This window comes from Hymenobacter endophyticus, from assembly GCF_032464715.1.
Classification (GTDB): Bacteria; Bacteroidota; Bacteroidia; order Cytophagales; family Hymenobacteraceae; genus Hymenobacter; species Hymenobacter endophyticus.
Genome location: NZ_JAWDJT010000008.1, coordinates 14,825 through 32,926, shown reverse-complemented (window position 1 = coordinate 32,926; position 18,102 = coordinate 14,825). Strand labels below are relative to the sequence as shown.

Below are 18,102 nucleotides of genomic sequence, written 5' to 3'. Positions count from 1 at the left end.
TGGGCACGGTTTTGGGTCCGGTGCACGTTCATCCGAAGGCCACTTCGCCGCTTCACCCGCTTGTACCCGTATGCTGTTTGCTCTCCGCTCCGCTCCTTCTTTCCGCAAAGCCCCGGTTTTTCGCCTTTTCGGCCTGTTACTGACCCTATTTAGCTTGACCCATGTGGCTCAGGCCCAGGTGCAGCTGCGCGGCGTAGTGCGCGACAAAGACACCAAGGAGGCCCTGCCCTTTGCCAGTGTGGCCGTGCCCGGCACTACCAACGGCACCACCACCAACCTGGAGGGCGAGTTTACGCTGGTAGTCAAGCAGTTGCCCACCACCCTGCTGTTCTCGGAGCTGAACCACGTGAAGGATACGCTGCGGATTACCTCGGCCGCCGAGTCCCTGAATATTCTGTTGGCGGAAGCCACCGTAGTGCTGCCCGAGGTGAAGGTGGCCAGCTTTCCGTTTCAGCTGGTAGACCGGGCCTTCCGCAATTTGCAGCGCAACTACCGCCGCAACTATTACGGCAAGGCCTTCTACCGTCAGATTACCCGCATCGACAACCAGCCCACGGAGTTGCAGGAGGTGGTATGGAACGTGAAATCGAACCCGGCGCGCATTGTGGGCACGACCCTGGCTCAGGGCCGTTACGCCGCCGTGCAGGCCCCCATTAACTTGAGCAACTTCTCAGTATATACCCGCAAGTTTGGCCTCTTCGACCCCGGGCAGGATAGCACCACCTCGCTGGCTCTGATGAGTCCCAACGTGGAGAAAACCTACCTCTTGGAGCTGAAGGGTATTGTAGGGGAGGACTCCACGGGCGGCGTAGCGGAAATCAATTTTGAAACTCGGCCTGAGGTGAAATACCGCTCCCAGGGCACCATCTGGATTGATATTGAAACGTACCAGGTAGTACGCTACCGCATGACGCAGCCCAGCTTCACGGGCAGCACCAACAACCCCCGCCAGAAGTTTGAGGACGCCAAGCTCGACATTGAAATGACCTTCCGGTCTACTAATGGCAAAGGGGAGGTGGCTCCGCTGGAACTGATGAAGATGACCCTGAATACCAACCTGACCGAGCCCGGCAAAGCTCCGCTGGCCATCAACGTATCCTCGTTTACCTACTTTTTCGAGCAGAGCGCCAAGGTGCAAAGTTTGCCCTACGCCCGCGCCAGCCTCACCGACCGGGACCTGGACGCCATTCGGGCCAAACCCTACGACCCCGAGTTCTGGGCTGATAACCCGGTTGTGAAACGCACCCCCGCCGAAGAGGAAGTGGTTAGCGCCTTCGAGAAAAAAGGCGCTTTTGGCTCCATGGTAAAGAAGGCCCCGGCCCAACCCGCCCGCAGCCTCCGCAACGGGCAAGTGGTGCGCTAAAGCAGCCCGCAGCCCCTCGGCCCGGGCCCGTAGCAGCCGCTTGGCCACACCTAATAAGCGCCGCTTAGCGGGGCAAAAACCTCCACCCGGATGGATTTTGTCCCACTAAGCGGCGCTGCGGTTTCCTGGCTAGTGGCTGTTACAAGCCCGGGGCAATAGTGCGGCCGGGCAGTTGCCGACGCTAAGTTGCCTTACCCGAAAAACGCAATCAGCACCAGCAGGACGATACCCACCAAAAAAGAGCAGCCGATACCGATGGCAATACCCTTGAGCAGGCGGGCATCCTCGGAGGAGAAGTGGGAGGGGCGGTCGGTAGGGCGGCGGTTTGACATAGGCAAGTAACCGGCAAAACGAGAAAAAGTGAGGACCGGTGCCCCCGGACACACTTTATTGTACGCGTAACGCAGCGTTGAGCTTATAGGCTGCATCTTTAGCCTTATGAAAACAACCTTGCTTTGCCTGCTGGCGACGGGCCTGCTTCTGGGGGCAGAGTCGGCGGCGCAGGCGCAAACTGCGGCAGTTGCACCTTCCGGGCTCCGCATTGCCTTCGGCTCCTGCAACCGCCACGATTTGCCCCAGCCGTTGTGGGACGATATTGCCCTGGACCGGCCCGATGTGTGGATATGGCTGGGCGACAACATCTACGGTGACACCGACGACCCCAAGGTGCTGCGGGCCAAGTACGAGGCTCAATTCAACCAGCTTGGCTACCGCCAGCTGCGGGAGCAGGGCACCCAGGTAATTGGCACTTGGGATGACCACGACTACGGCCGCAACGACGGCGACAAGAACTACCCTTTTAAAGCCCAGAACCAGCAACTGGCTCTGGATTTTTTGCAGGAACCCCAAAACAGCCCCCGACGGAAGCAGGAAGGAATTTATACCTCGTATGCGTATGCCGTGGGTAAGAAGAAGGTAAAAGTGATTTTGCTGGACGACCGGTATTTCCAGGACCCACTGTTCCGCGACTCGGCCCTGGTGTACCACCCCAACCCCACCGGCGACGTGCTGGGCGAAGCGCAGTGGGCGTGGCTCCGGCAGCAGCTCGCCGGCTCCGATGCCGATGCGCACATCATTGCCTCGGGTATTCAGTTTTTGCCTTACCAGCACCGGTTTGAGAAGTGGGCCAACTTTCCGGTAGCCCGGCAGCGCCTGCTTACGCTGCTCAGGGATACCAAGCCCAAGGGCGTTCTGCTCATCAGCGGCGACCGGCACATTGGCGAAGTATCCCGGGTGCCGGTGCCGGGCCTCAAGCAGCCGGTGTACGAAATAACGTCCAGCGGCCTTACCCACCCCGCCACGCACAACACCAGTGAGCCCAACGCATACCGCGTTGGGCCTTTGGTGAATCAGAAAAATTATGCTCTGTTCCAGTTCCGGCCGCAGGGCCGTCGGCTGGGTGTTACGGCCTCTCTGCGCGGTGATGATGGCCAGGTTTTCTACACCCAAGAGATTAAATTGAACCGCTAGCCGGATACATGGCAGCCCGGAACCTGCACTTCGCTTCCTGCCCCAGTTCGCCTAACTTCGCAACCTCACCTTTTTGCCTTCCGCCGCTTTGTCCTTTTCCCGCTTCCTTTCCCTGCTCCTGCTGGCCTTGGTGTTGCTCAGCCCCGAGTCCGGCTCGGCCCAGCGCCGCCGCAAAAAAGCCCCACCCCGCAAAACTGCCCGTACCGTAGCCCGCCGGGCCCCGGTGCGCAAAACCCGCGTGGTAGCGCCAACCCCACGCCGCGCAACGCCAGTTGCCCCAGCCGCTGTGGTGGCAAAACCAACTGGCAAGCCAGCAACCGCAGCCAGAAGCCGTAACCAGCCGCTACCATTTGCCGGGCAACTGAACTCTTCGCGGTGGGTTGATTCGGTGATGAAGACGCTCACGCCCGACCAGCGGGTGGCGCAGCTGTTCATGGTGGCGGCCTACTCCAACCGGAAGCGCATTGATGAGGACTCGGTTTCGACCCTGATTCAGCAGTACGGCATCGGGGGACTGATTTTCTTCCAGGGCGGGCCAGTGCGCCAGAGTCGGCTGCTGAACCGCTACCAGAGCCAGGCCAAAGTGCCCCTGCTGGTGGCTATGGATGCCGAGTGGGGCGTAGGCATGCGCCTGGACAGCGTGGTGCGCTTCCCCTACCAGATGAGCATGGGCGGCGTGCGCGACAACCAGCTTATCTACGATATGGGCACTGAAGTGGCCGCGCAGTTCAAGCGCCTGGGTATGCACGTGAATTTTGCCCCGGTGATTGATGTGAACAACAACGCCGCCAACCCCGTTATCGGCTTCCGCAGCTGGGGCGAAAACCGGGAAAGCGTAACGGAAAAAAGCTACCTCTACATGAAGGGTATGCAGGACGCGGGCGTGCTGGCCGTAGCCAAGCACTTCCCCGGCCACGGCGACACCGATACCGACTCCCACCTGGCTTTGCCCCTGCTGCGCATCGACCGGAAGCGGATTGACACACTGGAACTGTTCCCGTTCAAAAGCCTGATCAAGCGCGGCATTGGGGGTATGATGGTAGCCCACCTGAACATTCCGGCTCTCGATACCACGGGCATGCCCTCTACCCTCTCCAAGCCCATTATTCAGGGCCTTTTGCAGCAGAAGCTGGGGTTTGAAGGCATCATCTTCACCGATGCCATGAACATGAAGGGCGTCATCAGCAAGTACCCGCCCGGCGACGCTGACCTGCGCGCTTTGCTGGCCGGCAACGACGTGCTGGAGTTCAGCAAAAACATTCCGCTGGCGTTGCGCATGATTCGGGAGGCCATCAACCGGGGCGAGATTTCGCAGGAGGAAATTGACCGGCGCTGCCGCAAGGTGCTGGCCCTGAAACAGTGGGCCGGCCTGGACAAGTACCGCCCCATCGACCTGCGCAATATCACTGCCGACCTGAACACGCCCCACGCCCAGTACCTGAGCCGCCAGCTCTCGGAGCTGAGCGTGACGGTGCTGCGCAACCAGAAAAATCTGCTGCCGTTGCAGCGCCTCGATACGCTGCGGCTGGCCACGCTCACCATCGGCACCAAGGACACCACCGACTTCCAGCGTATGGTGGCCGATTACGCGCCGGTGCGTCACTTCTGGCTGCCCGCCTCCCCCAGCCTGGATGAGCTGGCCCGCATGCGCGAAACCCTGAAAGGCTACAACACCGTGCTGATTGGCCTGAACAACCTGGGCCGGCTGCCGGCCACCAACTTCGGCGTAACCCCCGAAACCAACGTGCTGCTGCGCGAGCTGGGCGGCAAGGGCCAACGGCTTATCGTGTCGGTATTTGGCTCGGCTTACGCTGCCGCCAAGCTCCGCGACTTAGACCGCGCCGATGCTGTGGTAATGGCGTATCAGGAAAGCAAGAATGCCCAGGAAGTAGCTGCCGAGGTAATTTTCGGCGGTATTTCGGCCAGCGGGAAGTTGCCCGTTACCATCTCCGAGCGGTACCCCTACGGAACAGGCCTGGCAACCAAGGGCGGCATTCGGCTGCGGTACAGCCAGCCCGAGGCCGTGGGCATGAACAACAACCTGGAAAGCCGCGTCGATTCATTGGTGAACCTGGCTATTGCGGCCCGGGCCTTCCCCGGGGCGCAGGTGGTTATTGCCCGGCGCGGCACGGTGGTACTGCAGAAAAGCTACGGCACGCAAACCTACCCCACCGCCGGCCAGGCCGCCCGCCCCGTCCGCAGCACCGACCTCTACGACCTGGCCTCGCTGACCAAAGTATCGGCCGCGCTGCCTTCGCTAATGAAGCTCCAGGACGAAGGCAAGTTCAACCCCGACATGACGATGGGCCAGCTGTTTCCGGAGCTGGTAGGCACCAATAAGCAGGACCTCAAGCTGCGCGACGTGCTCACGCACCAGGCCCGCCTGAAAGCTTGGATTCCGTTCTGGAAAGACTATACTAAGCCACGCGGCTTCTTCAATGGCCTGCTAGGTAAAAGCCCCGAGGCCAAAGACGTATCCCTCACCCAGCCTTCGGAGCTGAACCGCCGCTACTTCCGCCCCGATTCCTCGGCGCGGTTTCCGCTGCCGGCCGGCCCACGCCTCTGGGCCCGTGAGGATTTTCCGGCGCGTATTCTGAAGGCCATTGGCGAGTCGCCGCTGAACGAGAAGCCGGGGTACGTGTACTCCGATTTGTCGTTTATTCTGTACCCGCGCTTTGTGCAGCGCGTGTCGGGCAAGCCGCTGGGCCAGTTTGTGACGGATGAGGTGTACCGGCCGCTGGGCGCTACCACGCTGGGCTACAACCCTACCCGCCGCTTCCCGCTCAGCCGCATTGCCCCCACCGAATACGACTCCCTGTTCCGCCACGGCCAGCTGCACGGCACGGTCCACGACGAAGGCGCAGCCCTGCTGGGCGGCCTCTCCGGCCACGCCGGCCTGTTCGGCTCCGCTACGGATTTAGCCAAGCTGGTGCAACTCTACGCTTGGAACGGCAAGTACGGCGGGCAGCAGCTCCTGAAAGCCGAAACCGTGCAGGAGTACACCCGCTGCCAGTTCTGCCCCGACAACCGCCGCGCCCTGGGCTTCGATAGGCCCGCCGCCAACCCGGCCGTAAATTCGGCCCCGCTGGCCTCGCCCCAGAGCTACGGCCACACCGGCTTCACGGGCACCTATTTCTGGGTTGACCCCAAGGAGGAAATTACCTGCGTGGTGCTCACCAACCGCGTAAATCCCACCCGCCGCAACAACAAAATCACGGAGCTGAGCGTGCGCAGCGGCATCCTGCAGATAGCCCTGCAAAGCGTCCGGCAACCGCAGAAGCAGGAAGTGGAAAGCACCGTTCCGAAGGAGGAATAGCGTCCCCTTGTCTGGTTTTCTCGCAGAGGTTCGCGAAGGGTTGCGCAGAGGCTAAAAGGAGGTAATTATGAGTGAAAATGATATTGCATATGTGATTCGCGGGGCGGCTTTCAAGGTGCATACTGCTTTGGGACCGGGGCTGCTGGAGTCGGTGTACGAAGCGGCGCTGGCGCATGAAATCCGCAAAAACGGTTTGCTAGTGGCCACGCAGGTTGGTTTGCCGGCCTACTATGATGACGTGAAGCTGGAATTGGGCTTCCGACTTGATATGCTGGTGGAAGACAAAGTAATTGTGGAAATTAAGTCGGTGGATGTGTTGCTGGATGTGCACCACAAGCAACTGCTGACTTACCTGCGGCTCTCGAAACGCAAACTCGGCTTGCTCATCAATTTCAACACTCCACACGTCAAAGACGGCATCGTACGCCTAGCAAACGGCCTGTAATAGCACAACCTTCCTTTACCTCTGCGCAACCCTCCGCGAACCTCTGCGAGAAAACCATTCCCACTATGCAAGGCCTCATGATGAACACGCCCCTGCGCATTGCGGGGCTGCTGGAACACGCCGAGAAATGGCACGCCGATACCGAAATCGTATCTAAGCTCGCAGAGGGTGGTTTGCACCGCACCACCTACGCCGGCCTGGGCCGCCGCAGCCGGCAGCTGGCCAACGCGCTGCGCCGCCTGGGCATCAACTCCGGCGACCGGGTGGGCACGCTGGCCTGGAATACGCACCGCCACCTGGAGCTGTACTACGCCGTATCGGGCAGCGCCGCCGTGTGCCACACCATTAACCCGCGCCTGTTTGCCGAGCAGCTGGTGTACATTATCAACCATGCCGAGGACCGGCTACTGTTCTTCGACCTCACGTTTCTGCCGCTGGTGGAAAAGCTGGCTCCCAGCTGCCCGAAGGTGGAAACCTGGGTGCTGATGAGTGACCGGGCGCACATGCCGGAAGCCACCACTCTGCCTGACCTGCGCTGCTACGAGGATTTGTTGGCGGCGGAAAACGACGAGTTCGAGTGGCCCGTTTTCGATGAAAACACCGCTTCCTCCCTGTGCTACACCTCCGGCACCACCGACCAGCCCAAGGGCGTGCTCTACTCCCACCGCTCCACGTTGCTGCACAGCTACGCCGCCGCCCTGCCCGACTGCTTCAACTGCTCCGCCCGCGACGTGATTCTGCCCGTGGTACCCATGTTCCACGTCAACGCCTGGGGTATTCCGTACCTGGCCCCCATGATTGGCTGCAAGCTGGTGCTGCCCGGCCCGGGCCTGGATGCGGCCAGCCTCTACGAGCTGTTCGAGACGGAAGGCGTCACATTTACGGCCGGCGTGCCTACCATCTGGTTCGGGCTGCTCACCTTCATGCGCGAGAAGCAGCTGCGGTTTTCCACGCTTCGGCAGATGATTGTGGGCGGCGCTTCCTGCCCGCCGGCCCTGCTGCGGGCCTTCGATGAGGAGTTGGGCGTCACCATCCGTCACGCCTGGGGCATGACGGAAACCTCGCCCCTGGGCACCGTCTGCACCCTCAAGCCCCAGCAGCTCCGCCTCAGCCCCGACGAGCAGTTTGCCATCCAGACCAAGCAGGGCCGCGTGATTTTTGGGGTGGATATGCAGATTGTGGACGATGAAGGCCGGGAGCTGCCCCACGACGGCGCAGCCTTCGGCGACCTGCTGGTGCGCGGCCCCTTCATCGTGGCCGAGTACTTCGGCACCGAGCCCGGCCAGCTTACTGCAAACGGCTGGTTCCGCACCGGCGACGTGGCCACCATCGACCCGGCCGGCTTCATGCAGATAACCGACCGCAGCAAGGATGTCATCAAATCGGGTGGGGAGTGGATTTCGAGCATCGAACTGGAAAACCTGGCCATCGGGCATCCCAGCATAGCCGAAGCCGCCGTAATTGGCGTACCCCACCCCAAATGGAGCGAAAGGCCCCTGCTGCTTGTGGTGCGCAAACCCGGCCAGGAAATTACTCGAGAGGAACTTCTGGCTTACTACGATGGCAAAGTAGCCCGTTGGTGGATACCTGAGGCCGTGGAATTCGTGGAGCAACTCCCTCATACTGCCACCGGCAAACTGCTCAAAACCCAGCTCCGCAAGGATTTCGACGGCTACCAGTGGTAAGTTTTTAGTTGCTGATTGTCATTGCGACCAGCACGAAACAATCCGTTCTTCTCACAACGCCTACCCCTACGAAAAAGCCCCTGACGCCAACACGGACGTCAGGAGCTTTCTACGTATCAGGTATTCGTGTTGTGAGAAGGACAGATTACTTCGTCGTGCCTCCTCACAATGACAGGCTACTTCACATCGGCTGGGTTCTGGGCTTTCATCTTTTCAGCAATGGCCTGCTGCAACTCCGGCAGGTGCTCCTGCATGCGGCGCTGCCCGATTTCCATGCTGGCAGCCATCAGTTGGGGCATTTTGTCGATGGTTTTGCGGCCGATGGGCGTCTGGTAGAATTTGGCCAGCTCCTTCAGTTCCTTCTCCGTGAACTCGTGGGCGTAGAGCTGCACCATATCTTCCTTCATGGCGCTCCAGCTCATGTACTTGTTGATGTAGGCGCGCATTTCGGGCTCCACGGCCTTCATCCCGGGGTTTTGCTCAATCTGCGAGGCCAGCATCCGGTCAATGGATTCCGTAAGGTTTTTCTCGGAGTTGGAAGCCGCCAGCAGCTCCTCGGCCGCCTTGCGCTGGCCAGCCGATAGGGGCGCTTTGGTGGCCGCGGGTGGGGTACCGGCGGGGGTAGTCTGGGCCTGGGCCGCGGAAGCTGTCAGGGCCAGGGCGGTAAGTACAATCCAGTAGTATTTCATACCCGAAGTACGGAAAATAAGCGTGGTTGGCCCCGGGCCGGGCTACACCGTAAAGAAAATCCGGCGGCGGTACAGCACCCACAAAATCCCCACCCACACCAGCGTATAGCACACGGCGTAGGCCAGAGAAGCGTGATAAGGGTTGGCAATATGCTGCGTGAACAGGTGCTGGTACAGCCAGTCGCGGGCGTAGAACACGGTGCCGTGGGCATCGTGCAGCTTCAGGCGGGTGAGCAGGCGTTCGAGCACCTCAGGCAGGAAAAACACCAGCAGCGCGTTGCTGCCGCAGGCTATCAGCGGCCGCATCCAGGCCCCGCGCCACTGCTGCACATCTACCAGAAAATACAGTCCGGCCAGCACCAACAGGCTGATGCCGCCGGCGTAGAGCACGTAAGAGCTGGTCCAGAGGGCTTTGTTGATGGGAAACCACCCGTTCCATACGAGGCCCGCCAGCACCAGCCCGCTGCCGCTTACCAGCATCCACGCGGCCTTGGTAGTGGCATCCGGGCCGGTTCGGCGCAGCCACTGCCCCACCAGCACGCCCAGCAGCCCGGTTACGATGGTGGGCAAGGTCCCCAGCAAGGATTCCGGGTCCCAGCCTTTGTCTTTCAGAAAGATATGGTTCACGGTGAACAGCTGCTTATCCAGCCAGGCCCCCAGATTGGTGGCCGGCTCCAGGTTGGCCGCCCCGATGCCCGGCACCGGCACCAACTGCAACAGTACGTTGTAGAACACCAGCAGCCCCACGCCCAGCCACACCTGCTGCCGCCAGGTAGTTTTCAGAAAGAGCACGGCGCACACCGCGTACACCAGCGCAAGGCGCTGCAACACTCCCGGAATCCGGAACGAGGTAAAGTAGAAGTACGGCACCAGCCCAATGAGCAGGCCTAGCACCAGTAGCACCAGCGCGCGGCGAATGATGCGCCAAATAGCGGCCCGGTGCTGCTCCGGCCGCTCCCGCACCGCCGCCAGCCCGTACACCAGGGCCACGCCCATAATGAACACGAAGGACGGAAACACCAGATCAGCGGGGGTACAGCCGTGCCAGGGCGCGTGGGCCAGCGGGCGATAGTACTGGGTATAGTCGCCGGCGTTGTTTACCAGCAGCATCAGCACCACCGTCAGCCCCCGAAATACGTCCAGGGAAAGCAGGCGGGCAGGTTTATCAGCGGGCATTTTGTGGGTTGGTTGTAGTTGTAATAGAACGTCATGCAGAGGCGTAGCCGAAGCATCCCGCGTGCTGACGTTGTGCCGGTAGCTCAACGAAGCGGCAAAGATGCGGCGGTTCTTTGCCAGACGCACAACAAGCTCAGCATGACAATAGCAGCACAATGTCAGCACGCGAGATTCCTCGGCAAGCTCGGAATGACGTTCTGTTTTTGTTGATTCCTCTATTACACCTTAATGATGATATTGCGCCGGTACATCAGCCAGAGCACCCCGAACCAGATGAGCACGCACACCAGCGCCCCAGCCAGGGAAGCGTTTACGGGGCTGAAATAAGGCACGAACAGCGTATCATACAGCCAGGTACGCAGGCCCACTTTCTCGCCGGCAGCGCCGGTTACCTGCACCATATTCAGCAGCCTCGGAATGAGGCCGGAGAGGAAAAACACAGTAATGGCATTCACGCCGTACACCAGGGCCGGCAGCGTCCAGCGGCGGTACTGCTGCACATCTACCAGCCAGTACAGGCCGGCCAGCGTGGCCAGGGCTAGGCCGCCGGTGTACAGCACGTAGGAGCTGGTCCAGAGGGCTTTGTTGATGGGAAACCAGCCGTTCCAGACCATTCCCAGCAGCACGCAGCCCCCGCCGGCCACAAACAGCCAGGCCACCCGTGTGGCCGGCTCTACCTCCCGGCGGCGCAGCCACTGACCCGCCAGCAGCCCCAGCAGGCCCGTGCCAATGGCTGGCAGCGTGCTTAGCAGGCCCTCGGGGTCCCAGGTGCGGCTTTGTTTCCAGAGGTGGTCCTCGCCCAACACCGTGCGGTCGAGCCAGGCGCCGAGGTTGGTGCCGGCTTCCAGGTTGGCGGGGCCGTAGTCGGGCACCGGCACCAGCTGCATCAGCACGTTATAGAAAATCAGGATAAAGGCCAGCAGCCCGATTTGCTGGCGGCGGTTGGTTTTCAGAAACAGGATGCCACACACCAGAAACACCACCGCAATGCGGGCCAGCACCCCCGGAATCCGCACCGTGCTGAACTCAAACTTCGGAAACAAGGCCGAAAACAGGCCCAGCCCGAACAGGATGGCCGCCCGCTTCAGGATGCGCAAACTAGTGCGGCCGTGGGTGGCGGGCTGCTGCCGGGCTCCATCCAGGGCATAGGTAATACTCACGCCCACGATGAACAGGAAGAAGGGAAAAATCAGGTCGGTGGGGGTACAGCCGTGCCAGTGGGCGTGTTCCAGCGGGGCGTAGATGTGGCCCCAGTCGCCGGGGTTGTTCACCAGAATCATGGCCATGACGGTGAGCCCCCGAAACACGTCGAGCGACTGAAGGCGGCCGGGCTGGGAGGCCTCGGCCAGGGGTGTGGTACCCGTGGTGGCGTGGGCGGCCTGCGTAGTGGTTTGCATACGTGTGAGAAACGGAGGGCGGAATTCCCGGCAAGATGCAGTATCCGGCGGAGTTTTGCGGCGTCTGTTTTACACCTCATCCGTATTAGGTCAGCCCGGGGTGCGGCTCTTCACGGATGTTGGTACAGACTTCAAAAAATACCATATATAGTTGTTTCACTGTACAACAACTGCTAGTTTTAGAGGCATTCCATTGGATTGCCTCCCATTTCCGCTCTTTTCGTCCCGTCCTTTTCCCACCCATTGCCCGTTCTAGCCGCCGTAATTTTCGGCCGGCCAGGCTGATTTTCCTCCCTTCAGCCCCTTTCCCCACCGATAGTATCCCGCCATAGTCCAACTGCCGCGCACCGTTTCCGGTACGCTGGCTTCCGCGTTTCCCCCCTTTCTCTCTCACCTCTCTATTGCGTATGAAAAAACAACTATGGTCCTCTCCGCTGGCCCTGGGGCTGCTGCTGGCCGCCCCGGCCGCGTGGGCGCAACAAGCCACCACGGCCATGCAGGGCGTGGTTACGGGCAGCAACGACGGGCAGCCTTTGCCCGGCGTAAACGTGGTGGTAAAAGGCACGGCCATCGGCACCCAGACCGGAGCCGACGGCCGTTACAGCCTCTCCAACGTACCCGCTGGCAGCACGCTGGTGTTTAGCTTTATCGGCTACGCCCCCCAGGAGTTTCGCGTGGGCAATGCCACCACGGCCAACATTGCGCTGGCCCCCGATTCCAAGAGCCTCAGCGAGGTGGTGGTAACGGGTATGGGCATCAAGCAGGAGCGGCGCGAGCTGAACTACAGCGCCCCCCAGGTGCAGGGTGGTGAGCTGGTGGAAACCCGCCAGACTAACATTGTGAATGCCTTGCAGGGCAAAGTAGCCGGGGTGAGCATCACGTCGTCGGGCGGGGCGCCGGGCGAGGGGGCTGCCATTGTAATCCGGGGCGGTAACTCCTTGGATGGCAACAACCAGCCGCTGTTCGTGATTGACGGAGTGATTATGGATAACTCCTCGTTTACGGAAAGCACGGCCCCGGGCGGGGGCTCGGGCTTCAACGGGCTGCTGGGCCGCTCGGTGGCCAGCCAGAACCGCGTGGGCGACCTGAACCCGGAGGATATTGCCTCGCTCACGGTGCTGAAAGGCGGGGCCGCCGCTGCTATTTACGGTCTGCGGGCCGCCAACGGGGCCGTTATCATTACCACCAAAAAAGGCTCGTCCGGCCGCACGACCATCAGCTACCGTACCCAGTTTTCGGTGGATGAGGTACGGCAGCTGCCCAAGCTCCAGGACCGCTACAAGCAGGGCACCAACGGCACCTTCGACCCCTCGGTGCGCTCTTCGTTCGGGCCCCAGTTTCAGCCGGGCGAAACCGTGTACAACAACCTGAGCGACTTCTTCCAGAAAGGCAAAAGCTGGCAGCACTTTCTTACTATGTCGGGCGGCTCGGAGAAAAGCTCGTTCATTTTCTCGGCCTCGCGCAATACCACCGATGGCATTGTGCCCACCAGCCGCTACGAGCGCACTACCCTGCGCCTGGGCGGCTCGGCCAAGCTCTCGGAAAAACTCAGCCTGACGGGCTCCACCCAGTACATCAACTCGGGTGGTACGGTGCCCATTCAGGGTCCGGGCCTGTTTGGGGGCACGGGCGGCTTTTACACCAGCCTGCTCAACTGGCCCCGCAACGACGATGCCCGCGTGTACCTCAACCCCGACGGGACGCGCCGCCGCCTGCTGGGCTCGGCCACCTCGGCTAACGACGCCGACAACCCGTACTTCTCCATCTACCGCAACCCCCAGACCACCCGCAACAACCGCTTTATCGGTAGTATTCAGGCCTCGCTGGACATCTTCAAGTGGCTGAACCTGTCGAACACCAGCGGCACCGACCTGTACTTCCAGAAGGACCGCTCGGTGCGGGCCGTGGGCACCTCGCTCACCGGCAACCAGGACGGCGGTATCTCGGAAACCAGCACGCTGAGCCGCCTGCTCAACTCCAACACCCTGCTGACGTTCAAGCACAGCTTCACCGACAACATCGGGGGGGCGCTGGTGCTGGGCAACATGGTGGACGTGAGCCGCTCGGAAATTGTGGACAACCTGGGTCTGATTTTCCAGAACCCCAATCCGGCCGTACCATCCATCAACAACACGGTTAACCGCAACGCGCTTACTACCAACTCGGAGCGGCGGCTGGTGGGCAACTTCGCCCGCCTCAACGTGAACTTCTTCAACCAGGTAAGCCTGGAGCTGAACGGCCGCCGCGACCAGACCTCGACCCTGCCCCGCCCCGGCGAAGGCAAAAACTACGGCCGCGTATTTTATTACGGCGCGGCCTCGGCGGGCTGGGAGTTCACCCAGCTGCTAGGCCTCTCCCAGAACCCCTGGCTGAACTACGGCAAGCTGCGCGGCTCCATCTCGGACGTGGGCAAGGACACGGGTCCCTACCGTGTCGATTCGCCGCTGGCCCAGGGCACGTACATTGGCGGCGGCTTCCGCAACGGCTTCTACGGCTCCAACGCCAACCTGGTACCGGAGCACACCCGCGCCATTGAGTTTGGGGTAGACCTGCAGTTTCTGCGCAACCGCGTGGGCCTGGAGGCTAACGTGTACCAGCAGGTTACCCGCGACCAGCTTATTGCCCCGCGCGTGAGCCAGGCCACCGGCTTTATTCTGCAATACATCAACGGGGGCACCGTGGAAAACAAGGGCCTGGAAATTGCCCTGCGCGGCACGCCCGTGCAGCAGGCCGATTTCACCTGGGATGTGGTGGCCAACTACTACGCCAACCGCAACCAGGCCAACAAGCTGCCCGGCTTCCTCACCGAAGTATACCAGTCGGATGCCTGGGTGGTGGACGTGGCCCGGGGAGGGGCCTTCCCCGGCTACGCCATTTCCTCCATCAGCGCCCTGGACTACCAGCGCGCCCCCGATGGCCAGATTCTCATCAGCCCTACTACCGGCTACCCGCTGGTAAACACCAGCACCTTTGTGTACGCCGGCAACCGCGCGCCCCAGTACACGGTGCAGGTGACCAACACGCTGCGTTACAAAGAGCTGTCCTTCTCCTTCCTGTGGGATTTCCGCAAGGGCGGCAAAGTAGTGAACGGCAACGACTGGCTGGCCACCCGCACCGGCCAGAGCGAACGGACCCTGGACCGTTACAAAACGGCCGTATTTGATGGGGTAATCCGGCAGACGGATGGCTCCTACGTGCCGAACACCCGTCCCGTGGAGCTTACCCAGAGCTACTACCAGAACGTGCTGGGCGTAGTTGGCACGCCCTTTATTGAGGATGGCTCTTGGTCAAGGCTGCGTTACGCCACGCTGACCTACCTGCTGCCCGCCAAGCTGTTCACCGATTCCAAAGCGGTGAAAGGCGTGGAGGTGTCGGTGACGGGCCGCAACCTGGTGCTGTTCACCAAATACTCGGGCGGCGACCCGGAAACCTCCTCGGCCGGTGCCGGGGTGCGCGGGGGCGGCTCGGGCGGCTTCGACTACGGCGGCGTGCCCCGCACCCGGGGCGTGGACATGAGCCTGCGCGTGAATTTCTAATGTAGTGGTTAGTGCCTAGTGCTTAGGTAGTAGTGCTTAGCAGAACACACTAAGCACCAAGCACTAACAACTAAGCACTAACACCTATAAACCAACTGACTTTCTTCTGATGAAAAAATATATGCTGCTGCTGGGTTTAGCGCTGAGCAGCGGGGTGATGACGTCCTGCGACAAGTTCTTCGACGTGAATACCGACCCCAACAACCCGGTTACCTCCACGCCCAACTTCCTGCTGCCCGGCATCATATCCCAGGGCGTGCAAACCCAGATGTTCACCTCCCTGGTAACGCCCTACCTCACGCAGTACGTGGTGCGCAAGTCGCCCATCGGGGGCTCCGACCAGTTCATTCTGACCAACGGCAACAGCACCAATACCTTCAATTACAGCTACTTCTACTCGGGCGGCACCATCCCGACGCTGACCAAGGCGGCGGAGGAGGAAGGCTCGCCCTACTACATCGGGGCGGCCAAAATTGTGCAGGCCATGCTGCTAGCCCACGCCACCGATATGCTGGGGGATATCCCGTACTCGGAGGCCTACCTGGGGGCGCAGAACTACACGCCTAAGTACGACTCGCAGGAGCAGATTTACGCCACCATCAACACGCTCTGCGACGAGGGCATTGTCCTGATGCAGAAGCCAGCCAGTGAAAACTTTCGGCCTTTGTACGTGACCTCGCCCAGTGTATCCGGCGACATTCTGTTCCAGGGCAATACCCAGAAGTGGATCAAGTTTGCCAATGGCCTGAAAGCCCGGCAGCTTAACCACCTCACCAAGAAGAGCAGCTACGACCCGGCCAAAGTGCTGGCCCTGGTGGACCAGAGCATGACCACCTCGGCCGATGACGCGCAGTTGCAGTACATCCAGGCCGTGGCCCCGCTTACGGGTACCACCAACATTTTCGGGACTACCCGCAACAACTTCAGCACGGCCACTTTCTCCACCAACGTTATCAAGTACCTGAACGGCAACGCCGCCGGGGCCGCTTACCCCGGCGTGGTCGATCCGCGCCTGACCATTATGGCCACGGCCGGCAGCCCCGGCGCCGACCCGGGCGTGGGCACCAGCTCGGCGGCGGCCATCGTGAACGGCTTCACCGACTTTTACAGCTCCTGGTACGCCCGCGACCTGGGCATTTTTGAGGTAATGACCTACCACGAAATCAAGTTTATTGAGGCCGAGGCCGCTTTCCGGGCCGGCAACCTTGACCGGGCCCTCAGGGCTTACCGAGAAGGTATTAAGGCGCACATCGCCAAAATTGGCGTGGGCGGCACCAACTCCGTGCCCCCGGTTTCCTTCCCCCTCATTTCCGGGGCCCAGATTGAAACCTACCTCAACAGCGCCGCCGTGGCCCAGAACACCTCGGAGCTGACGCTCAAGCGCATCATGGAGCAGAAGTACATTGCTATGTTCCTGAACCCGGAGTCGTGGTCGGATTTGCGCCGCCTGGATTACGACCTCACCATCTACCCCAACCTGCGCTACCCGGCCGGCACCAACGTCAACTCGGCCCTGTCTGCCAAAACCGAGTTCAAGGATCGGTGGCCCCGCCGGATGCTGCCGGGTGCTACCGAGGTGCTGTACAACCCCCAGGCCGTAGCCAAGCTGTTTGCCGAGGCTATGGCGACTTCCAACGACGAGTACGTTGGCAAACCCCTCTGGTGGGACCGTCCTTAGTGCAGGATTCTGCCAAGGACTTTACCCGATTTTCCTCTCCCAGCTACTTTTCGCACGCGCATGACACGCTATATTTCTCTTCTCGCCGCCCGCCGCTGGCAGCCCTTGGGGCTGGCCGGGCTGCTGGCCCTGGGCCTAGCTACGGCCAGTTGCAAAAAGGACGAGTTTGACGACCGTTACACCCTCCAGGATGAGGCCGGTTTCGGCTCCATTACCACCGTGGGCGGGGCCCTGGCTACCAAGTACGCCCCCGGCGAAACGGTGCCGGTGATTGTGGCCTTCAACCCGGGCGACAACCTCAGGGACATTACCGTTTTCCAGGTGATTAACCGGCTGGATTCGGCCGTGGTGGGCACCTACCCGGCCAACGGGCAGTACAACAGCACGCCCCAGATTCTGACCCAGATTGTACCTTACACCGTGCCCGCCACCCTGGCCAACAAAACGCCGGTGCGGGTAGATGTGACCCTGAACTTCGCCGACGGCAGCAAGCGGCTGCGCCGCTTCACGTATCTGTCGGCCAGCTCGCCCACGCTCAAATTTGGCGCTACGCCCGTCACGTACCGCAACGGCCTGAGCGCCACCCAGCAGTCCTCCGGCGACATTCTGGGTTACTCCATTATCCTGAATGAAGGCGGTATTGCCACGGTGCCCGCCGCCGGCAGCACGGCCACCCTGTTCAAGGCCGTAGACAGCCTTACCTACTTTGCGCGGGTGGGCACTGATGCGCCCCGCCGCCTGGGCGTGGTACGCGGCCCCTCGGCCGGCGCGGCTACCACCGTCACGGTAAATGCGCCCGTACCGGCCAACTCCAACGGCCAAACGCTCACGTACTCGTTCGTGGCCTACGCTCAGAACACCGCTACCACGCTCACGGCAGCACCCATCAACATTGTGGGTCCCACCTCCTTTGCTACGGTCCTGAAAACCGGCCGGGTAGTATTCGGGGCCGGGGCTCCTGCAGACTCCGTGGCGTTCAACCTGAAAACGGCTCTGAACGAGCCGAACAGCGCCCCCATTACCAATAAGGACTTGTTTGTGTCGGGTATTTCGACCACCAGCTTCACGCTGGCCGCCGCCAATACCACCCGTTACTACAAGCTTACGCCGGCGCAGGTGGCCTCGGGCCTGTACACCACCGCCACGGCCAACGCCATCGGCCTGCTGCTCTTCCAGAACACGACTTCCGCCGACCTGGGCACCGTGGCCGTGAACGACGTGTACGCCGTGCGCGTGCGGGGCACCGGCGAGATGATGCTCCTGCGCATCACCGGCATCAAAAGCAGCGCCGCCGGCTCCACCGGCCGCGTGAAATTCGAGTACCGGACGCTGTAAGCAACTCCCTCT

Annotated in this window: 12 protein-coding genes; 8 read left to right on the top strand and 4 right to left on the bottom strand. The window is 61.4% G+C overall.

Annotation, left to right across the window (positions count from 1 at the left end):
• Positions 1-70: 70 nt before the first annotated feature.
• Positions 71-1,363, top strand: a complete 1,293-nt coding sequence (locus ROI90_RS12555; protein ID WP_315998695.1) for a carboxypeptidase-like regulatory domain-containing protein — start codon at positions 71-73, stop codon at positions 1,361-1,363.
• 191 nt (positions 1,364-1,554) lie between these two features.
• On the opposite strand, the gene ROI90_RS12550 is transcribed toward ROI90_RS12555, so the two are convergent.
• The gene (locus ROI90_RS12550; protein ID WP_315998694.1) at positions 1,555-1,695 is read right to left on the bottom strand and encodes a hypothetical protein; all 141 of its coding nucleotides are present in this window, start codon (positions 1,693-1,695) and stop codon (positions 1,555-1,557) included.
• Positions 1,696-1,801: 106 nt separating this feature from the next.
• Between ROI90_RS12550 and ROI90_RS12545 the strand changes: the two genes are divergently transcribed.
• The 4 genes from ROI90_RS12545 to ROI90_RS12530 all read left to right on the top strand — a co-directional run bounded on the left by ROI90_RS12545 (position 1,802) and on the right by ROI90_RS12530 (position 8,279).
• Positions 1,802-2,833: an alkaline phosphatase D family protein gene (locus ROI90_RS12545; RefSeq protein WP_315998693.1), complete on the top strand. Its 1,032-nt coding sequence runs from the start codon at positions 1,802-1,804 to the stop codon at positions 2,831-2,833.
• Positions 2,834-2,921: 88 nt separating this feature from the next.
• A complete protein-coding gene (locus ROI90_RS12540; RefSeq protein WP_315998692.1) occupies positions 2,922-6,149 on the top strand; it encodes a glycoside hydrolase family 3 N-terminal domain-containing protein in 3,228 nt (1,075 codons plus the stop codon).
• 67 nt (positions 6,150-6,216) lie between these two features.
• On the top strand, positions 6,217-6,594 hold the full coding sequence (locus tag ROI90_RS12535; RefSeq protein ID WP_315998691.1) for a GxxExxY protein: 378 nt from the start codon (positions 6,217-6,219) through the stop codon (positions 6,592-6,594).
• 65 nt (positions 6,595-6,659) lie between these two features.
• Entirely contained in the window at positions 6,660-8,279 is a 1,620-nt protein-coding gene (locus ROI90_RS12530; RefSeq protein WP_315998690.1) for a 3-(methylthio)propionyl-CoA ligase, read from the top strand.
• Positions 8,280-8,455: 176 nt separating this feature from the next.
• Here the strand turns inward: ROI90_RS12530 and ROI90_RS12525 are convergent, their stop codons facing one another.
• The 3 genes from ROI90_RS12525 to ROI90_RS12515 all read right to left on the bottom strand — a co-directional run bounded on the left by ROI90_RS12525 (position 8,456) and on the right by ROI90_RS12515 (position 11,541).
• Positions 8,456-8,968, bottom strand: a complete 513-nt coding sequence (locus tag ROI90_RS12525) for a DUF2059 domain-containing protein (protein ID WP_315998689.1) — start codon at positions 8,966-8,968, stop codon at positions 8,456-8,458.
• Between the two features lie 42 nt (positions 8,969-9,010).
• A complete protein-coding gene (locus tag ROI90_RS12520; protein WP_315998688.1) occupies positions 9,011-10,144 on the bottom strand; it encodes an acyltransferase family protein in 1,134 nt (377 codons plus the stop codon).
• Positions 10,145-10,362: 218 nt separating this feature from the next.
• Positions 10,363-11,541 carry an acyltransferase family protein gene (locus ROI90_RS12515; protein WP_315998687.1) on the bottom strand — a complete coding sequence of 393 codons (1,179 nt, stop codon included), beginning with the start codon at positions 11,539-11,541 and terminating at the stop codon, positions 10,363-10,365.
• A 407-nt stretch (positions 11,542-11,948) separates the two neighbouring features.
• Here ROI90_RS12515 and ROI90_RS12510 point away from each other — a divergent pair, with 407 nt between their 5' ends.
• The 3 genes from ROI90_RS12510 (at position 11,949) to ROI90_RS12500 (ending at position 18,090) form a co-directional block, all read left to right on the top strand.
• On the top strand, positions 11,949-15,077 hold the full coding sequence (locus tag ROI90_RS12510; RefSeq protein ID WP_315998686.1) for a SusC/RagA family TonB-linked outer membrane protein: 3,129 nt from the start codon (positions 11,949-11,951) through the stop codon (positions 15,075-15,077).
• A gap of 109 nt (positions 15,078-15,186) precedes the next feature.
• Positions 15,187-16,755 (top strand): SusD/RagB family nutrient-binding outer membrane lipoprotein, encoded by a 1,569-nt coding sequence (locus ROI90_RS12505; protein WP_315998685.1) that lies wholly within the window; start codon positions 15,187-15,189, stop codon positions 16,753-16,755.
• Positions 16,756-16,815: 60 nt separating this feature from the next.
• Complete coding sequence (locus ROI90_RS12500) at positions 16,816-18,090, top strand: hypothetical protein (RefSeq protein WP_315998684.1); 1,275 nt, start codon at positions 16,816-16,818, stop codon at positions 18,088-18,090.
• The last annotated feature ends 12 nt before the right edge of the window (positions 18,091-18,102 follow it).

Bases quoted from the DNA above. Each gene is read 5' to 3' on its own strand.
- ROI90_RS12510 (WP_315998686.1), top strand. From the start codon at position 11,949: ATGAAAAAACAACTATGGTCCTCTCCGCTGGCCCTGGGGCTGCTGCTG.
- ROI90_RS12525 (WP_315998689.1), bottom strand. From the start codon at position 8,968: ATGAAATACTACTGGATTGTACTTACCGCCCTGGCCCTGACAGCTTCC.
- ROI90_RS12545 (WP_315998693.1), top strand. From the start codon at position 1,802: ATGAAAACAACCTTGCTTTGCCTGCTGGCGACGGGCCTGCTTCTGGGG.
- ROI90_RS12550 (WP_315998694.1), bottom strand. From the start codon at position 1,695: ATGTCAAACCGCCGCCCTACCGACCGCCCCTCCCACTTCTCCTCCGAG.
- ROI90_RS12500 (WP_315998684.1), top strand. From the start codon at position 16,816: ATGACACGCTATATTTCTCTTCTCGCCGCCCGCCGCTGGCAGCCCTTG.
- ROI90_RS12530 (WP_315998690.1), top strand. From the start codon at position 6,660: ATGCAAGGCCTCATGATGAACACGCCCCTGCGCATTGCGGGGCTGCTG.
- ROI90_RS12520 (WP_315998688.1), bottom strand. From the start codon at position 10,144: ATGCCCGCTGATAAACCTGCCCGCCTGCTTTCCCTGGACGTATTTCGG.
- ROI90_RS12505 (WP_315998685.1), top strand. From the start codon at position 15,187: ATGAAAAAATATATGCTGCTGCTGGGTTTAGCGCTGAGCAGCGGGGTG.
- ROI90_RS12555 (WP_315998695.1), top strand. From the start codon at position 71: ATGCTGTTTGCTCTCCGCTCCGCTCCTTCTTTCCGCAAAGCCCCGGTT.
- ROI90_RS12515 (WP_315998687.1), bottom strand. From the start codon at position 11,541: ATGCAAACCACTACGCAGGCCGCCCACGCCACCACGGGTACCACACCC.
- ROI90_RS12535 (WP_315998691.1), top strand. From the start codon at position 6,217: ATGAGTGAAAATGATATTGCATATGTGATTCGCGGGGCGGCTTTCAAG.